The sequence below is a fragment of the Roseomonas sp. CCTCC AB2023176 genome, assembly GCF_042259275.1.
In the GTDB taxonomy this organism is placed as follows: Bacteria; Pseudomonadota; Alphaproteobacteria; order Acetobacterales; family Acetobacteraceae; genus Roseomonas.
In genome coordinates, this window is the sequence record NZ_CP170086.1 from 4,155,229 (window position 1) to 4,170,107 (window position 14,879).

12 protein-coding genes are annotated in these 14,879 nt (G+C 72.9%); 10 read left to right on the forward strand and 2 right to left on the reverse strand.

Annotated features, from left to right (window positions below):
* Positions 1-114: 114 nt before the first annotated feature.
* From ACE7GA_RS20800 to bcsD, 7 genes are all read left to right on the forward strand, one after another.
* The gene (locus tag ACE7GA_RS20800) at positions 115-1,221 is read left to right on the forward strand and encodes a glycosyl hydrolase family 8 (RefSeq protein WP_376090928.1); all 1,107 of its coding nucleotides are present in this window, start codon (positions 115-117) and stop codon (positions 1,219-1,221) included.
* A gap of 105 nt (positions 1,222-1,326) precedes the next feature.
* Complete coding sequence (locus ACE7GA_RS20805; protein ID WP_376090931.1) at positions 1,327-2,298, forward strand: hypothetical protein; 972 nt, start codon at positions 1,327-1,329, stop codon at positions 2,296-2,298.
* An 11-nt stretch (positions 2,299-2,309) separates the two neighbouring features.
* Positions 2,310-3,140, forward strand: a complete 831-nt coding sequence (locus ACE7GA_RS20810; protein WP_376090934.1) for a cellulose synthase operon protein YhjQ/BcsQ — start codon at positions 2,310-2,312, stop codon at positions 3,138-3,140.
* Entirely contained in the window at positions 3,137-7,810 is a 4,674-nt protein-coding gene (gene bcsA / locus ACE7GA_RS20815; protein WP_376090937.1) for a UDP-forming cellulose synthase catalytic subunit, read from the forward strand. The genes ACE7GA_RS20810 and bcsA overlap by 4 nt, the downstream gene beginning before the upstream one ends.
* A 233-nt stretch (positions 7,811-8,043) precedes the next feature.
* Entirely contained in the window at positions 8,044-9,615 is a 1,572-nt protein-coding gene (locus tag ACE7GA_RS20820; RefSeq protein ID WP_376090940.1) for a tetratricopeptide repeat protein, read from the forward strand.
* A 26-nt stretch (positions 9,616-9,641) separates the two neighbouring features.
* Positions 9,642-10,799: a cellulose synthase subunit BcsC-related outer membrane protein gene (locus ACE7GA_RS20825; protein ID WP_376090943.1), complete on the forward strand. Its 1,158-nt coding sequence runs from the start codon at positions 9,642-9,644 to the stop codon at positions 10,797-10,799.
* A gap of 14 nt (positions 10,800-10,813) precedes the next feature.
* The gene (gene bcsD, locus ACE7GA_RS20830; protein ID WP_376090946.1) at positions 10,814-11,275 is read left to right on the forward strand and encodes a cellulose biosynthesis protein BcsD; all 462 of its coding nucleotides are present in this window, start codon (positions 10,814-10,816) and stop codon (positions 11,273-11,275) included.
* A gap of 120 nt (positions 11,276-11,395) precedes the next feature.
* Here bcsD and ACE7GA_RS20835 read toward each other — a convergent pair whose 3' ends face one another.
* Positions 11,396-12,295: a methyltransferase domain-containing protein gene (locus tag ACE7GA_RS20835; RefSeq protein WP_376090949.1), complete on the reverse strand. Its 900-nt coding sequence runs from the start codon at positions 12,293-12,295 to the stop codon at positions 11,396-11,398.
* Between the two features lie 113 nt (positions 12,296-12,408).
* On the opposite strand from ACE7GA_RS20835, the gene ACE7GA_RS20840 reads away from it, so the two are divergent.
* The 3 genes from ACE7GA_RS20840 to ACE7GA_RS20850 all read left to right on the forward strand — a co-directional run bounded on the left by ACE7GA_RS20840 (position 12,409) and on the right by ACE7GA_RS20850 (position 14,090).
* Entirely contained in the window at positions 12,409-13,200 is a 792-nt protein-coding gene (locus ACE7GA_RS20840; RefSeq protein ID WP_376090952.1) for a ComF family protein, read from the forward strand.
* Between the two features lie 32 nt (positions 13,201-13,232).
* Positions 13,233-13,490 (forward strand): glutaredoxin 3, encoded by a 258-nt coding sequence (gene grxC, locus ACE7GA_RS20845; protein WP_376100434.1) that lies wholly within the window; start codon positions 13,233-13,235, stop codon positions 13,488-13,490.
* Between the two features lie 129 nt (positions 13,491-13,619).
* Positions 13,620-14,090, forward strand: a complete 471-nt coding sequence (locus tag ACE7GA_RS20850) for a DUF1178 family protein (protein ID WP_376090955.1) — start codon at positions 13,620-13,622, stop codon at positions 14,088-14,090.
* Between the two features lie 10 nt (positions 14,091-14,100).
* On the opposite strand, the gene ubiG is transcribed toward ACE7GA_RS20850, so the two are convergent.
* Positions 14,101-14,799 (reverse strand): bifunctional 2-polyprenyl-6-hydroxyphenol methylase/3-demethylubiquinol 3-O-methyltransferase UbiG, encoded by a 699-nt coding sequence (gene ubiG / locus ACE7GA_RS20855; RefSeq protein WP_376090958.1) that lies wholly within the window; start codon positions 14,797-14,799, stop codon positions 14,101-14,103.
* Positions 14,800-14,879: the final 80 nt, after the last annotated feature.

The following is a 14,879-nucleotide window of genomic DNA, read 5'->3' on the forward strand; positions in this document are numbered from 1 at the left end:
GGTCCCGCGGGCAGGGGATCACGCTGTCGTGATGAATGAAGGGGGTCGTTGGGCCTGCAGCCGGTGGTTGGATCGTTCACGCAGGATCAACCTGGGCGGGTGTAGGCTCGCGGGATGGCGATGACATTCGGGCGCAGGACGTGGCTGGCGGGCGCGGCGACCCTCGCGGTGCAGCCGCTTGGGGCCCAACCGCTTGGGGCCCAACCGCTTGGGGTTCATTCGCTCGGGGCCCAATCGCTCGGGGTACCGCCGGCGGCGCGGCCGAGCGACGGCGAGTGGTCGCGCTTCAAGGCCCGCTTCCTCGCGCCTGACGGGCGTGTGGTGGACACGGGGAACAACAACCAGTCGCACTCCGAGGGCCAGGGGTGGGGCCTGCTGCTCGCGGTGCACCATGATGACCGGCCGGCCTTCGACAGCATGCTGCGCTGGACGCGGTCCACGCTGCGGCGGGACGGCGACCTGCTGCACACGTGGCGGTGGATGCCGACAGCCGTCCCGATCCAGGACCGGAACAACGCGACGGATGGTGACCTGTTCATTGCGGCGTCGCTCGTCCGAGGAGGGGCGCGCTGGTCCGATCCGTCGCTGACCGAGGAAGGGATCGCCGTCGCGCGGGACGTGCTGCGGTTGCTGGTGCGTCGGGTGGACGACATGCTCGTTCTGCTGCCGGGGGCGCGGGGCTTCGAGCACCGGTCACATGTCGTGCTCAACCCGTCCTATTACGCGCTGCCCGCCATCGCCACGCTGGCGGAGGCGCTGCCCGACCCCGCCTGGCTGCGGGTTGTGACGGACGGGCTGCGGCTGCTGCGCGGGGCGCAGTTCGGGCGCTGGGGGCTGCCCCCCGACTGGATTGCGGTGTCCCGGCTCGACGGGCGGGTGACCCCGGCCCAGGGGTGGCCGGCGCGATTCGCCTATGACGCGGTTCGGATTCCGCTCTGGCTCAGCTGGGTCGGGCTGGGCGAGGAACCCTGCGTCGTGCGGCCCGCGACGTTTTGGGCCGACGAGGCGCACAGGTACCTGCCCGCCTGGGCCGACTTGACCACGGATGCGACGTCACCTTACCCAGCGGGGCCGGGGATGGCCGGCGTGGCCCGGTTGGCGGCCTTGCGGGGCAATGTGCCGGTACGGCGCGGCTTGACCGACGCCCGGGGCGATGGCCGTGACTATTATGACACAGCCCTCGGATTGCTCGCCCGCATGGCCCAGTCTGAATCAGGATGAATCATCTCATTCTTGAAACTTTGTTGGGAATTTAAGATATTCCGCATCGCGGCATCTGCGTTCATGATAGCACGGAGATGTGACGCGTGATGTGGAGCAACCCGTATGGCCCAGGACAGCGACGTGGCGCGGATGGCGGCGGCCCTGCGCACGCCGTCCCTGCGTTACCGGAGCTTCGGGAACGAGCCCGTCCGGAACCCCGGACCGCGGATTCCCACACCGCCGGCGGATGACTTCCCGCTGCTGGGGGAGGCCCTGGCCGCGATCGAGAGCCTGCCACCCGACGCCACGATCGTGCCGGGCGCAGACGGTGATGCCACGCTAAGCGCCGGGGCGAGGTCTCCCGCGCCGGAGCCGCCCGCGATGCCAGTCGTTATGGCGCCCGAGGCGCCGGCCGCGGCAGCGCCGGAGGCCGTTGCGCTTCCGCCGAGCCTGCCCGCTGCGCCGGTCGTGCCAACGGCCGCGCCGACGCCGGTGATGGCGCCTGCCACGCCTCTTCCCCGTCCCTCCGCGGCTGCGCCGCCGGTCGTCGCCGCGCCGCCGCGGGCCCCGATGTCCACGCCGGTGGTTCCGCGAGCCGTAGCGGGAGCTACCCCGGCGGGCGGGACCCCGAGCCTGCTACAGACGCTCCTCGCTGAGGCGCCGCCGCGCCCCGTCGCTCCGCAAGCGGCGCCGATCGTCGTCGGACGGCATCCGCCGCAGGCGCCCGTTCCGCCGCCGCGCATGGCGGCCGGAGCAGCCGAACCGATCCTTCCCTCGGCGCCGGCCGCCGGCCCGCGTGGCACCGCCCCGCCGGTTCCGCCACTTCCCGGACCGCGTGACGCGTTGGGCTGGACGGGCGGCCGCCGGCAGGGTCCCGGCAGCGGGTCCTCGCTGCTCGACACCCTTGTCGGTCGTGGAGAGCCGTCGCAGTCTGCGGTGCATTATCCCCTGCTCGATGCCCTGACCGCCGCGATGCGCTCCGACCTGTCCGGCGCGTCGTCGCGTGTCTGGCCCGCGGCCCGGGTTGAAATGGCCCTTCCCGAGTTGCTGCGCCGGGTCGCCGCCGGCGTCCGAACCGGCCGCGGCGTGGTCTGACGGAGACCGGCATGTCCTTGATCTGTTTCGCGTCGCCGAAGGGCGGGGTCGGCAAGACCACCCTCGCGGCCAATGTCGCCGACGGGCTGCAACGCCTCGGCCACCGCGTCCTGGCGATCGACCTCGATCCGCAGAACGCACTGCGGCTTCATTTCGGCGTGTCGCTGATGGACCGCACCGGCCTGATGGCCGAACTGACGGCGAAACCCGACTGGCACGACCATCTGCGGCAGACCGAATCGGGCGTGCAGCTGATCGCGCACGGTGCGCTCGACCTCCGGGGGGCGCTGAGCCTCGCGGCGTCGCTCGACGCCGATGCGGACCTGCTCGCGGGTCCGGTGCGGCAGATGCTGAGCGATCCGGGGCTGGTCGTGGTCGCGGACCTGCCGCCCGGGCCGTCGCAGGCACTCGCGATCCTCGCGCCGATGGCGACGATGGTGATCGGGATCCTTCAGGCCGAGGCGATCTCGGCGGCGCTCGTGCCGGAGATCGAGAGCGGCCGATTCCTGGGCACCGGCACGATGGCCGCACTGCTCGCCGGCCGTCTGAGGGTGGTGCTGAATTCCGTCGACCTGAACTCCCGCCTGTCGCGCGCTTCCGCCGAGGCGGTGGCGCGGCATCTCGGCTTCCGGATGCTCGGCGCGATCAGCCGGGAGGAGACGGTGGCCGAAGCGCTGGCCTGCCAGAGGCTGCTGCTGGAGCACGCACCGGACAGCCGCGCTGCCTCCGACCTCCGCGAGGTCGCGCGTCTCGTCGCGAGTGCTTTGCCGCCGCCGGCCATGCCGGCCCCCGCCATGATGGTGCCGGCGAGAGCCGCTGAAACCGTAGAGGCCGCCCGATGAAGGCCGTCGCCCGACGTGTCGGTACGAATGCCTGGCTGGGACGGCTCCTCGTCGTCCTCGGCTTCCTCGCCGCGCTGCCCTTCGTGGTCGCGCCGCTGGAGGCGGAGCAGCAGGCCTGGGTCGCACTTGGTGGCTTCGTGGTGTTCGCCATCGCCTGCCTCGTGCCGGGGCGGGGGACGCTCGTCTTCCTGGCCGTGCTGTCGGGGATCATTTCAGCCCGCTACATCTACTGGCGCATCACGGACACGCTGGACTACACGAACTTCTTCTCGACCTTCCTCGGCACCGGCCTGCTGCTCGCCGAGATCTACGCGATCGTCACGCTCTTCCTGTCCTACCTCCAGTCGATCTGGCCGCTGGAGCGGCGGCCGCTGCCGTTGCCGGACGACCCGGACCAGTGGCCGACGGTGGACGTGTTCATCCCGACCTACAACGAGCCGCTGGCGGTGGTGAAGCCGACGATCTTCGCCGCGATGGCGATGGACTGGCCGCGGCACAAGATGAACATCTACCTCCTCGACGACGGGCGCCGCGAGGAGTTCCGCCGCTTCTGCGAGGACGTGGGCTGCGGCTACATGATCCGCCCGGACAACAAGGGCGCGAAGGCTGGCAACATCAACCATGCGCTGGCGCAGACCAGCGCCGAATACGTCGTGATCTTCGACTGCGACCACGTGGCGACACGCGCCTTCCTGCAGATGACGCTGGGGTGGATGCTGCGCGACCGCGGGCTCGCGATGGTGCAGACGCCGCACCATTTCTACTCGCCGGATCCGTTCGAGCGGAACCTGGCCTCGGGCAAGCGCGTGCCGAACGAGGGGCTGCTGTTCTACGGGCTGATCCAGCAGGGCAACGACCTCTGGAACGCGGCCTTCTTCTGCGGGTCCTGCGCGGTGATCCGGCGCACGGCGCTGGAACAGGTGGGCGGCGTGCCCACGCAGACGGTGACCGAGGACTGCCACTGCTCGCTCAAGATGCAGCGCCTCGGGTGGCGGACGGCCTACCTGCGGATGCCGCTGGCGGCGGGTCTCGCGACGGACCGGCTGATCGCACATATCGGGCAGCGCATGCGGTGGGCGCGCGGGATGGTGCAGATCTTCCGCGTGGACAACCCGTTCACCGGGCCCGGCCTGAACTTCACGCAGAGGCTTTGTTACTCGGCCTCGATGATTCACTTCCTGTTCCCGCTGCCGCGCTTCGTGTTCCTGACGGCACCGCTGGCGTTCCTCCTGTTCGGGCAGAACATCATCGCGGCCTCGCCGCTCGCGATCATCGCCTATGCGGGGCCGCACGTGGCGCACGCGATCATGACGAACTCGAAGATGCAGCAGCGCGTGCGGCACTCCTTCTGGTCGGAAATCTACGAGACGGTGCTGGCGCTGTACCTGCTGCCCGTGACGCTCACGACGCTGCTCGACCCGAAGAAGGGCAAGTTCAACGTGACGGACAAGGGCGGCACGCTGCAGGAGGGTTACTTCGACCTGCGCGCGACGCTGCCGAACTTCATCCTGGCGCTCGTGCTCATCCTCGGCATGCTCTCGGGCATCTACGGGATGTCCACGAACCCGCCGGACAGCCTGGACTTCCAGGCGAACGCGCTGAACACGCTCTGGGTGATCCTGTCGCTGCTGACGGTGCTGGCGGGGCTCGCGGTGGGTCGCGAACGACGGCAGGTGCGCGAGCGCGCGCGCGTCGGCGCGATCATGCCGGCGGCCGTGCTGCTGCCCGACGGGCGGTCGGTGCCCGGGGAGACGTTGGACCTTTCACTTGGCGGCGCCGCGATCGCCGCCGCGCGGCCCGACGGGCTGCCGGAGGATGCACTCGTGACGCTGGAAGTGGATATCGGGCCGGAGAAGGTTGACCTTCCCGCCGAGGTGCTGCGCTGGTCGGAAGGGCGGTTGCAGGTGCGCTTCGCGCCGGAGGACCTGCGCGACGAGGGCAACATCACGCGCGTCGTGCTTGGGCGCGCCGACGCCTGGGTGGACTGGGACGACGTGCGGCTCGACAGGCCGCTGCGGTCGCTCGGCGAGGTGGCGCGGTCCATCGGCGGCCTGTTCCGTGGCGACAGCCAGTTCTCGCTGCGTGCACGGCGCGCGCGGCGGCAGGCGGCCCAGCGCGCGGGACGCGGCGCGGCGAACACGCCGGCGGCGCGGCCCGCGGTGCCGGCGGCGGGCGTCGTGACGACGGTCCGCGCAGCCGAGTCCGGGCCGTTGCGCGGGGCCGAGGCGGCGCAGCGCCGCGCGGCGGAGCGCGCACGGCGGGCCGCGGCACTGTCACTCGCTCTCCTGTTCGGGGCTGGCGTCGTCCTGGCTTCGTCCGGGGCGCTGGCCCAGGGCCGCGGGCAGCAGCCGGCAACGGGGGCGCCCATTGCCGTGACGCCGCCGGTCTCGCCGTCCCAGGGGACGGCCGTGCCGCAATTCGCGCCGCCGCCGGTGCCGCAGTTCGGGGTCCCCGGGGCGCCGGGGGTGGGCTCGGTCCCCGTCGCCCCGTCCACCCCGTCCGTCTTCGGCGGAGAGCCGCCGGCGGGCGTCGGGACGCGCACGGAAACGCGGACCTTGCGGCAGCTCGGGCTGCGGTCGCCGATGCAGCTGCGGGGCCTTGCGGACCTCCAGGGCGTGCTCTTCGGGGTGCGCGGCGACGAGGTCGTGACGGGTGCGCGGCTGACGCTCCAGGGCGCGACCTCGCCGGCGCTCATCCCCGAGCTGTCGCAGATCGCGGTGACGCTGAACGAGCAGTTCGTCGGCACGATCACGCCGGACCGCGCGCGTCCGGCCTTCGGCCCCGTCGAGTTCCAGATCAACCCGGTCTTCTTCGCGGACAGCAACCGGCTGAACTTCCGCTTCACCGGTCGCTACGCGGTGGAGTGCAACGACCCGCTGTCCGGACTTCTCTGGTCCACGGTCTCCGACCTTTCGACCTTGCAGATCACGCTGGAGCGGCTGCCGCTGACGCGCGACCTGGCACGGTTGCCCGAACCGTTCTTCGACCCGCGCCTGCTGCGCGAGCCGCTTGTCCTGCCCTTCGTGCTGGCGGACGGGGCCGGGAACGACGCCGTGCGGGCGGCGATCATCACATCCTCCTGGTTCGCGGTGCAGGCTGACTATCGCGGCGCGAGCTTCCCGGTGTCCTCGACCCTTCCGGCGCGCGGCAACGCGGTGGTCATCGCGACAGGCACGGACTCGATCCCCGGCCTGACGCTGCCGCGCTTCGATGGGCCGACGCTCGCGATCGTCAACAACCCGAACGACCGGAACGGGCTGCTGCTCGTGGTCGGCGGGCGTTCCGGGGCGGAGGCCGCATCGGCGGCGCAGGCGGTGGCGACGCGCAAGGAAGCGCTCTCGGGCGAGATCGCGACGGTGCAGGGGCAGGACCTGCCCCAGCGCCAAGCCTATGACGCGCCGCGCTGGATCCGGATCGATCGGCCCGTTCGGTTCGGCGAACTGGTCGACCCGACGGAGCTGCAGTCCTTCGGCTACGCGCCGGGGCCGATCTCCGTGCCGTTCCGCACGGCGCCGGACCTCTACACCTTCCGTGATCGCGCGCTGCCGGTGGAGGTGCGCTTCCGCTCTCCGCCGGGGCCGATCATGGACGTGGCGGTGTCGCGGCTCGACGTCGCGCTGAACGACGTGTACCTGAAGTCCTTCCCGCTGCGGGAAGGTGATCCGACCTTCGGCTTCGGCTGGATCGCGCGCCAGATCGGCACCTCGACCTCCGCGGACCGCGGCGAGGGGCGGCTGGGACTGCCGCCCTACCTCGTCTTCGGGTTGAACGAGCTACAGCTGCGCTTCGACATGCGGCCGTTGAACCGCGGCGACTGCATCTCGGTGCCGGGCGACGTCCGGGCGTCGGTGGATCCGGACAGCACGATCGACCTGTCCACGGCCTACCGGTTCACGGAGTTGCCGAACCTCGCCTACTTCGCGGGCTCGGGCTTTCCCTACACGAAGTACGCGGACTTCTCCGAGACAGCGGTGGTGCTGCCGGACCGGGCCAACGCGCTGGAGATCGCCTCGACGCTCACGCTGATGGGCAAGCTCGCGGCGACGGTCGGCTATCCGGCGAGCCGGATCGAGGTGGCGCGGCCCGGCGGGCTCGACGCGGTCGCGAACCGTGACCTCATCGTCATGGGGGCGCTGCCGCGGCAGCCCGCGCTGTCGCAGCTCCTTCGCGACGGGCCGATCCAGGTGGACGGCAACCGCGTGACGGTCGCGCTGCCCGACGCGCTGGAGAACTTCCGCAACATCTTCCTGTCCGACGACCGCCGCCTGCAGCGGGAGCGCCTGACGGCGGTCCTCGGCGGCGCGGGGGAGGGGAGCGGGCTGCTGCTCGGCTTCCGCTCGCCGCTGAACGGCGACCGGTCCGTCGTCGCGGTGACGGGTTCGACCCCGCAGGGCATGGAGGCGATGGTCGGGGCCCTGCGCGACCCCGCGCTGCTGCCGCAGATCCAGGGTGACGTGGCGCACCTGTCCAACGGCCGGATGGAGTCCTTCAAGGTGTTCCGGAACTACGCGGTGGGGTCGCTTCCGATCACTCTGCTGCCGCAACGGGTCTTGGGGACTCGGCCGGACCTGCTATTGGCCATCCTCGTGGGGGCAGCGATCATCATCGCGATCCCGCTGTATTGGGTGCTGCGGCGCCGCGCCGCGCTACGGTTGAGGATGCGCACATGACATCACGCCGCCAGCCGGGGGGGGCCCGGCGGCTTGGGTTCGGGCAGTCGGGGAGTTATCGGGGCAGGGGGGCCATCCTGGCCGCGGCCGCCGTAGGCGCGGCGCTTGCCGGCGCCGTCCCGGCCGCGGCCCAGCCTGCGCCAGGTCCGGCGCCTGGTCTCGCACCGGAGGCCATCGCCCAGGCTGGCCTGACGCGGCTCCGGCAGGGAAGGGTCGCCGAGGCTGCCGACGCCTTGGCTGCGGCGATCGCGGCGGATCCGTCGGAGGGACGGCGCTGGGGCGTTGCGTACGCGACAGCGGCCTTCGCGGCCGACCTGGCCCTCGCACGCGCGGCCCTCGCCACGGGCGACGTGGACCGCGCGGAGGCAGCGCTCCTGCGGGCGTCCCGGCGTGAGGCGCCGGAGCGGGCGGAGGCGGAGGTCCTGCTCGGCGACCTGGCCTCGCGCCGAGGCGACACGGCTGGCGCCGAGGCGCGCTACCGCGCGGCTCTTGCGGCCCGGCCGGGTCTGACGGCGGCTGTCGTCGGGCTGAACGGCTCGCTGCGGAGCCAGGGACGCTTCGCCGAGGCGGATGCGCTCGCCGTCCGGGGCGGCCAGGGTGCCGGCAATCCGCGCGCCGACGCGCTGCGGGCGGAGGCGCGCGCGACCCAGGATCCCGAGGCGGCGATGCGCTTGCTGCGCGAGGCGCTGACGGCGGCGCCGTCGGATGTCGGCCTGCGGCTGGACCTCGCGCGGGCCCTCGCCCGGCTCGACGGTGCGGCGGAAGGGCGCGCGATCCTCGAAGCCGCCGCAACGACGCCGGAGGGGATCTACGCCGCCGCGCTCCATGCGCGGGAGGAGGGGCGGGTCGCGGACGCGATGCAGTGGCTCGCGCGCGTGCCGGACAGGCTCCGCGACGCGAACGGCGTGCGACTCATGGTCCTGCTGCGCCTCGACGCGGAAGTCGCGGCGGCGGCCGGGCCGGCCGGCCGCGGGTCGGTGGAAGAAGCGCGACGCAACCTCCTGGCGATCGCCGTGCGACCCGACCCGAGCGGCGCGGCGCCGTCCGCGGCGGTTCGCGCCTTGATCGCGGCCGGTGACCGTGAGTTCGCGGCGACGGCCGCACGCGCCGCCGCGCGCGTGCCGCGGGCCCCGGTCGGGCAGTTGGCCCTTGCCGGCGTGCTGCTGGATGCCGGGCTGCGCGGCGATGCGGAGGCTTTGCTCGGCGGGCTCGGGGGCGATGGACGGCTGACGGCCGGGGAGGCGCGGCAGGTCGCGCTGCTCCGCGCGTCGGCCGGCGCTGCCGCCACGACGGTCGCGCGCGCCGCGGAGGCACCGCCGGCCCGGCCGGAGCCAGTGGCCTTCGCGGGCGGGGAGTCGCGTTCGCCGCGCGAGGTGCTCGGCATCGCCGAGGCCGTGCTGCGGCGCGATCCGCGGAACGCGGCCGCGCGCTACGCGGCCATCGAGGCGGCGCTGGCGCTTGAGGATCTCGGCCGTGCCGAGGCCCTGTTGCAGGCCGGGCAGGCCACGGCGCCGAACGATCCGCGGATCGCGTTGCTCGACGCGCGGGTGGCGCGACGGAGCGGGGACACGCGGCGGGCGCAGGCCGCGCTGACCGTGGCCTCCGAGCAGCGTCGGGCGCAGATCGGTGCCGATCGCGGGGGCGCGGTGGCCTTGGCGGCGGCGCGCCCCGCGGAGTCGTCGCGTCGCGTTCCGCTGGCCGGCGATGGCCAGGGCAGCTCCTTTACGACGGTCGGGGCGATCCGGGCAGCGTCGCGAGCGGCGGGCCGCTCGCGAGCGAGGCGCAGATCAATGATCCGCTGCTGAACGAGATCGGGCGGCAGCTGGCGGAGGTGAACGACGAGGCCGCGAGCCGCATCACGGTCAACGGCACGATCCGCGGCCGGTCCGGGACGTCGGGTTCGGAGCGCCTGATGGAGTATGGCGGCGGCGTCGAGGGCGCGGTGGCCGTGCCGGGCGTCGGCGGGACGCTGACCGGCCGGGTGCAGGGCGTCTACATCGACAGCGGCCGTGCGGATGTGAACGACACGTTCAGCCTGCGCCGGTACGGGACCAATGCCGTCGGGATCTCCGACGCGGCGGGGAACCAGCTCGTCGCGCCGCTCACGACGGGTACGCTGCCGCGCGAGCGCTACCGTCCCCGTGACACCAGCGCGTCCGGCGTGGCGCTTGGCGTGGCCTATCAGCGCGACTGGCTGGCGGTGGATATTGGCTCCACGCCGCTCGGTTTCCGCGAATCGAATGTCCTCGGCGGCATCGAGCTGACACCGAGCCTCGGCGAGGGTTGGCGACTGCGGCTGCGCGGCGAGCGGCGCGCGGTGACGGACAGCATCCTGTCCTGGGCCGGGGTGCGCGACCCGCTGACCGGGCAGACCTGGGGCGGGGTGACGCGGACCGGGGCCTACGGTCAGGTCGAATACGGCAACCAGACCTTCGGCGCCTATGCGGGCGGCGGCTACTCCATCTTCCGCGGCCGGAACGTCGAGGACAACTCGCGCTTCGAGCTCGCGGCCGGGGTCAGTCAGGCGATCTTCCGGCGGCCGACGGAGGAGTTGGTCACCGGTCTCGACCTGCTCTACCTCTCCTACGACAAGAACCTGCGGCTCTTCAGCTTCGGGCACGGCGGCTACTTCTCGCCGCAGCAATACTTCGCGGCTGCGGTTCCGCTGGACTACCGCGCGCGGTTCGGGAACGTCGCGCTGCGGCTTGGGGGAAGCGCTGGCGTGTCCTACTTCCAGGAGGATCGTTCGCCCTACTACCCGACGAACCGCGCCCTCCAGCAGGAGGCCGAGCGCCAGACAAGCGCCGATCCGACCGTGCAGTCGTTCTACCAGTCGCAGCAACGGACGAACTTCGCGTACGGTGTCCGCGGCGACATCGAGTACGCCGTCACGCCGTCGATCCGGATCGGAGCGCTGGCGCGCTTCGACAAGGTCGCGGACTTCAACGAAGGGCGCGGCATGATCTATGCCCGCTTCCGGCTGGATTGAGGCCAGGGCCCCGCATGAGCGACAAGCCGTTCACGATCGACAGGCCCGCGGGCGACTCGGCCGCACCGAGCTGGGAAGGGTTCCTGCGCGCCCTGCTCGAGATCCTGGAGCAGCACCTCGATCCCCTGGAACGGTCGGTGCTCCTGCGGGCCATCGGCGCACGCCTCGCGGCGACGCTGCCGGTGCCGCCGCAGGACACGCTCGAAGGGCTTGAGACCCGGATGAACGAGCGGCTGGCGAGCACGCGCTGGGGCACCGTGTCGATCGAACTGGACGCGAACGGCCCGGCGCTGGTCCTGACGCATGCCCGGGCACCGAACGTTCCGATCACCGGGGCGGAGGGGAACCCGCTCAGCCCGGTGCTGGAGGGTCTGCACGCGGCCTGGATCGCCTCGCAGCCCGGTGCCGAGCCGGACCTCGCGCCCGTGCTCGTCAGCGCGAACGGTTCCGAGGTGGTCCTGCGCTACGGCGCATAGGCCCGATCGGCGCGGCGACGGGCAGGCGCGGTTCCCGATCGGGCGACCGTGCTGGAGCCCAGACACACTGATCAGAGCGCATCAATGGAGGCGCATTCCGGCCCGCGACGGCGAGGTCGGTCAGTACCGTCGCGGGACGGCCGGTTCTCCGAGGCGCGTCTCCGTCGAGCCGAGGGCGTCGGCGAGTCGCGTCGTGGCGCTGCCGGGGCGGGCAGCGCGGGGCTGGTCGGGGCCGGGGCTCCACCCCGTCAGGGTGAGAAGGCGCAGCGTGAGGGGGATGCCGTCCGGGCCGCCCGGGAGTGCCGCGAGGGCTGCGGGGAACAGGGCGCGCGGCGGGACGCGGGGATCGCGAAGGCGGGCGGCATTGCCTTCTCCCGCGGCGCGGAGGTCGCGCAGCAGGGCCAGCGGGTCGCGATAGGCCAGGGCGATGTCCTCCGCGTCCGCGACGGGGAGCGCGAAGCCGGCGCGTTGCAGCAGGGCGGCCCCGTCCTGGAGTTCGGGGAAGGGCGAGATGCGGGGCGCGGCGCCACCGCGGATCGCGGCCTCGGCGGCGGTCAGGGCCTCGCGGAGGGGCTGCAGCGTGCCCAGCGCGGGAAGGGCGGCGAGGAACAGCCCGTCGGGCGCCATCGCGCGCCGGATCTGGGCCAGCGCACCCGGCAGGTCGTTCACCCAGTGCAGCGACAGGTTCGCGATGACAAGGTCGAACGCGCCAGCACCGAAGGGCAGCCATTCCTCGTCCATCGAGACGGGGCAGCCGCCGGACCGGGCGGCCAGGCGCGGGGAAAGGTCGGCCGAGACGACGAAGCCGATGCCGCGGTCGCGGAGAGCGGGGGCGATATGGCCGCGGCCGCCAATCTCCAGCGCGCGCCCGAAGCGGCGGGTCGTGTCATCCAGGCGATCCAGCAGGCGTTCCGCGACGGCGTCGAGGATCGGCCCGACCCGGTCCTGGGTGGCGGCCGAGCGGTCCCGTCTGAGGCGGACGAGGCGGCGGTCGAAGACGAGGTGGGCCGGGTCCGACATGGGCGGCATATGTCGCCCCGCGCCGATCGTCACCAGGGGGTGCGGGGCGGCGGGCCTGACCTGCGGTCGCCGCGCCATATCGTTCCGGGCGCGGCCGCGCTATGCCGGATAGCGTGAGCGCAACGCAGCGGAGCCCCGGCCCGACCCTCGCCATCCTGCGACGGGCGGGGGTGGCCGTGCTGGACGCCCTCCTGCCGCCGTCCTGTCTCTCCTGCCACATGCCGGTGATGGAACACGGGTCGGTCTGCGCGGATTGCTTCCGCGGGCTGCACCTGATTGCGGAACCGATGTGCCGGCGCTGCGGAGTGCCCTTCCGGCACGGGGGCCAGGGGGTGAGGGCAGGGACCTGCGCGACCTGCGTTGCCCGGCCGCCGGCCTTCGCGGCGGCGCGGGCGGCCTATGCCTACGACGATACCTCGGCGCGGCTGATCCTGCCGCTGAAGCACGGGGACCGCACGGACCTGGCGCGGCACCTCGCGCGGCGGATGGCCGTGGCGGGAGAGGAGGTCCTGGGGAGGGCTGAGGTCCTCGTGCCTGTCCCGCTGCATTGGCGGCGGCTGCTGGCGCGGCGCTACAACCAAGCCGGGTTGCTGGCGCGGCACCTCGGCCGGGCGGCAGGGCGGCCGGTCCTGCCGGATGCGCTGGTCCGGACCCGTGCGACGCGGCCGCTGGGCGGGCTCGGCGCGGCCGCGCGGACGGCGGCGCTGGCAGGCGCGTTCCGGGTCCGGCGTTCGGCGGTGCCGCGGCTGTCCGGCCGGCGCGTGCTGCTGGTTGACGACGTGCTGACGAGCGGCGCCACCGCCGATGCCTGCGCGCGGGAGCTGCTGGACGCCGGTGCGGCCACGGTGGACGTGCTGGCAGCTGCGCGGGTCCCCGACCCCCGGCTGGAGGACGGCCTGGCTTGAAGGCGGGCGCCCGTGGCGACACATGGCGCGTCATGGCCCAAGTCGAGATCTACACCCAGGTGTTCTGCCCCTATTGCGAGCGCGCCAAGGCGTTGCTCGATCGCAAGGGCGTTGCCTACCAGGAGCTGGACGCCCCGAACGGCTCCGAGGCACGCCGGACGGCGCGGGAGCGTTCGGGTGGGCGGACGACGGTCCCGCAAATCTTCATTGGCGGCCAAGCCATCGGCGGCTGCGACGACCTGATGGCGCTGGACCGGGCCGGGAAGCTCGACCCGCTGCTCGCGGCGTGAGCGTTGGCACCCAGCGGACGCGAGTGCTAGGATTTTGCGTTAGCGGTTCGGAGTCGACGCTCCGCCTCCGATCCTCTTGAACGCGCCCGCACCCAATATCCCGGCACAGGCAGACCACCCGCACCGCCCATGATCCATTACGACCTCCTCTGCGACGCCGGGCATGGCTTCGACGGCTGGTACAGGGACAGCGCCGCCTTCGAGAAGCTGGCCGCGGCGGGGCTCATCGACTGCCCGGCCTGCGGCTCGACGGGGGTGCGGCGGGCGCTGATGGCACCGGCGATCGCGACGCGGGCCGAGCCGCCGGCGCCGAAAGCCGCCCCGCCGGTGCCCGTGCCGTCCCCGGCGCCCGAGCGCACGGCTGTGGCGGGGCCGATGCCGGCGGAGATCGTGGCCCTGCTTCAGCGCATGCGCGAGAAGGTCGAGAAGGAATGCGACCATGTCGGCCGCGACTTCGCCGAGGAAGCGCGGAAGATGCACCGCGGCGAGAGCGAGCGCCGCGGGATCTACGGCGACGCGACGGAGGCCGAGGTCGAGGCGCTGCACGACGAGGGGATCGAGGTCGGCCGCATCCCCTGGGTGCCGCGCGCGGACGGCTGACGGCCGCGCCTCAGGCGCGGCGGGCGGCCAGGATGTAGTTCACGCCGACGTCGCGCGTCTCCCGCCAGTTGCCCCGGGCGTCCATCGCCATCCCCGCCAGGTCTGCCACGCGGAATCCGGCGCGGCGTAGGGCGTCGCCGAGTTCGGATGGCGTGACGAAGGAGCGCCAGTCATGGGTGCCCCGTGGCAGCAGGCGCAGGACGTACTCCGCCCCGACCTTCGCCATGAGGAAGGAGCGCGCCGTGCGGTTGAGGGTCGAGAGGAAGACCATGCCGCCCGGCCGGGTCGCCCGCGCCAGGGCGGCGAGGAAAGCCATGCGATCGGCGACGTGCTCCACCACCTCGAGCGCGACGACGGCCTCGAAGGTGTCGGTCAGGTCCTCGGGACGACCGTCGCGGTAGGCGATGTCGAGCCCGCCGGCCGCGGCATGGGCGCGGGCCACGGTCAGGGCCTCGGCGGCCATGTCCAGGCCCGTGACGCGGGCGCCGCGGCGGGCGAGCGCTTCGGAGGCGAGGCCGGCGCCGCAGCCGACGTCCAGGATGGACAGGCCCGTGAGGTCCCCGCCGCGGCGCAGGCGCTCTGCGATCCAGCGGGTGCGCAGCGGGTTCATGGCATGGAGCGGCGCCATGGGTCCGCGCGGGTCCCACCAGCGGGCCGCCAGCGCGTCGAACTTCTCGATCTCGCCCGCGCGGATGGTGGTTCCGCTCACGGTGCCGCGACCCGTCGTGTTGCCCTGGGCGTCATGCGCCGGTATCTGTCCCCGCCCGCGCCGGCCGGCAAGCCGACCGG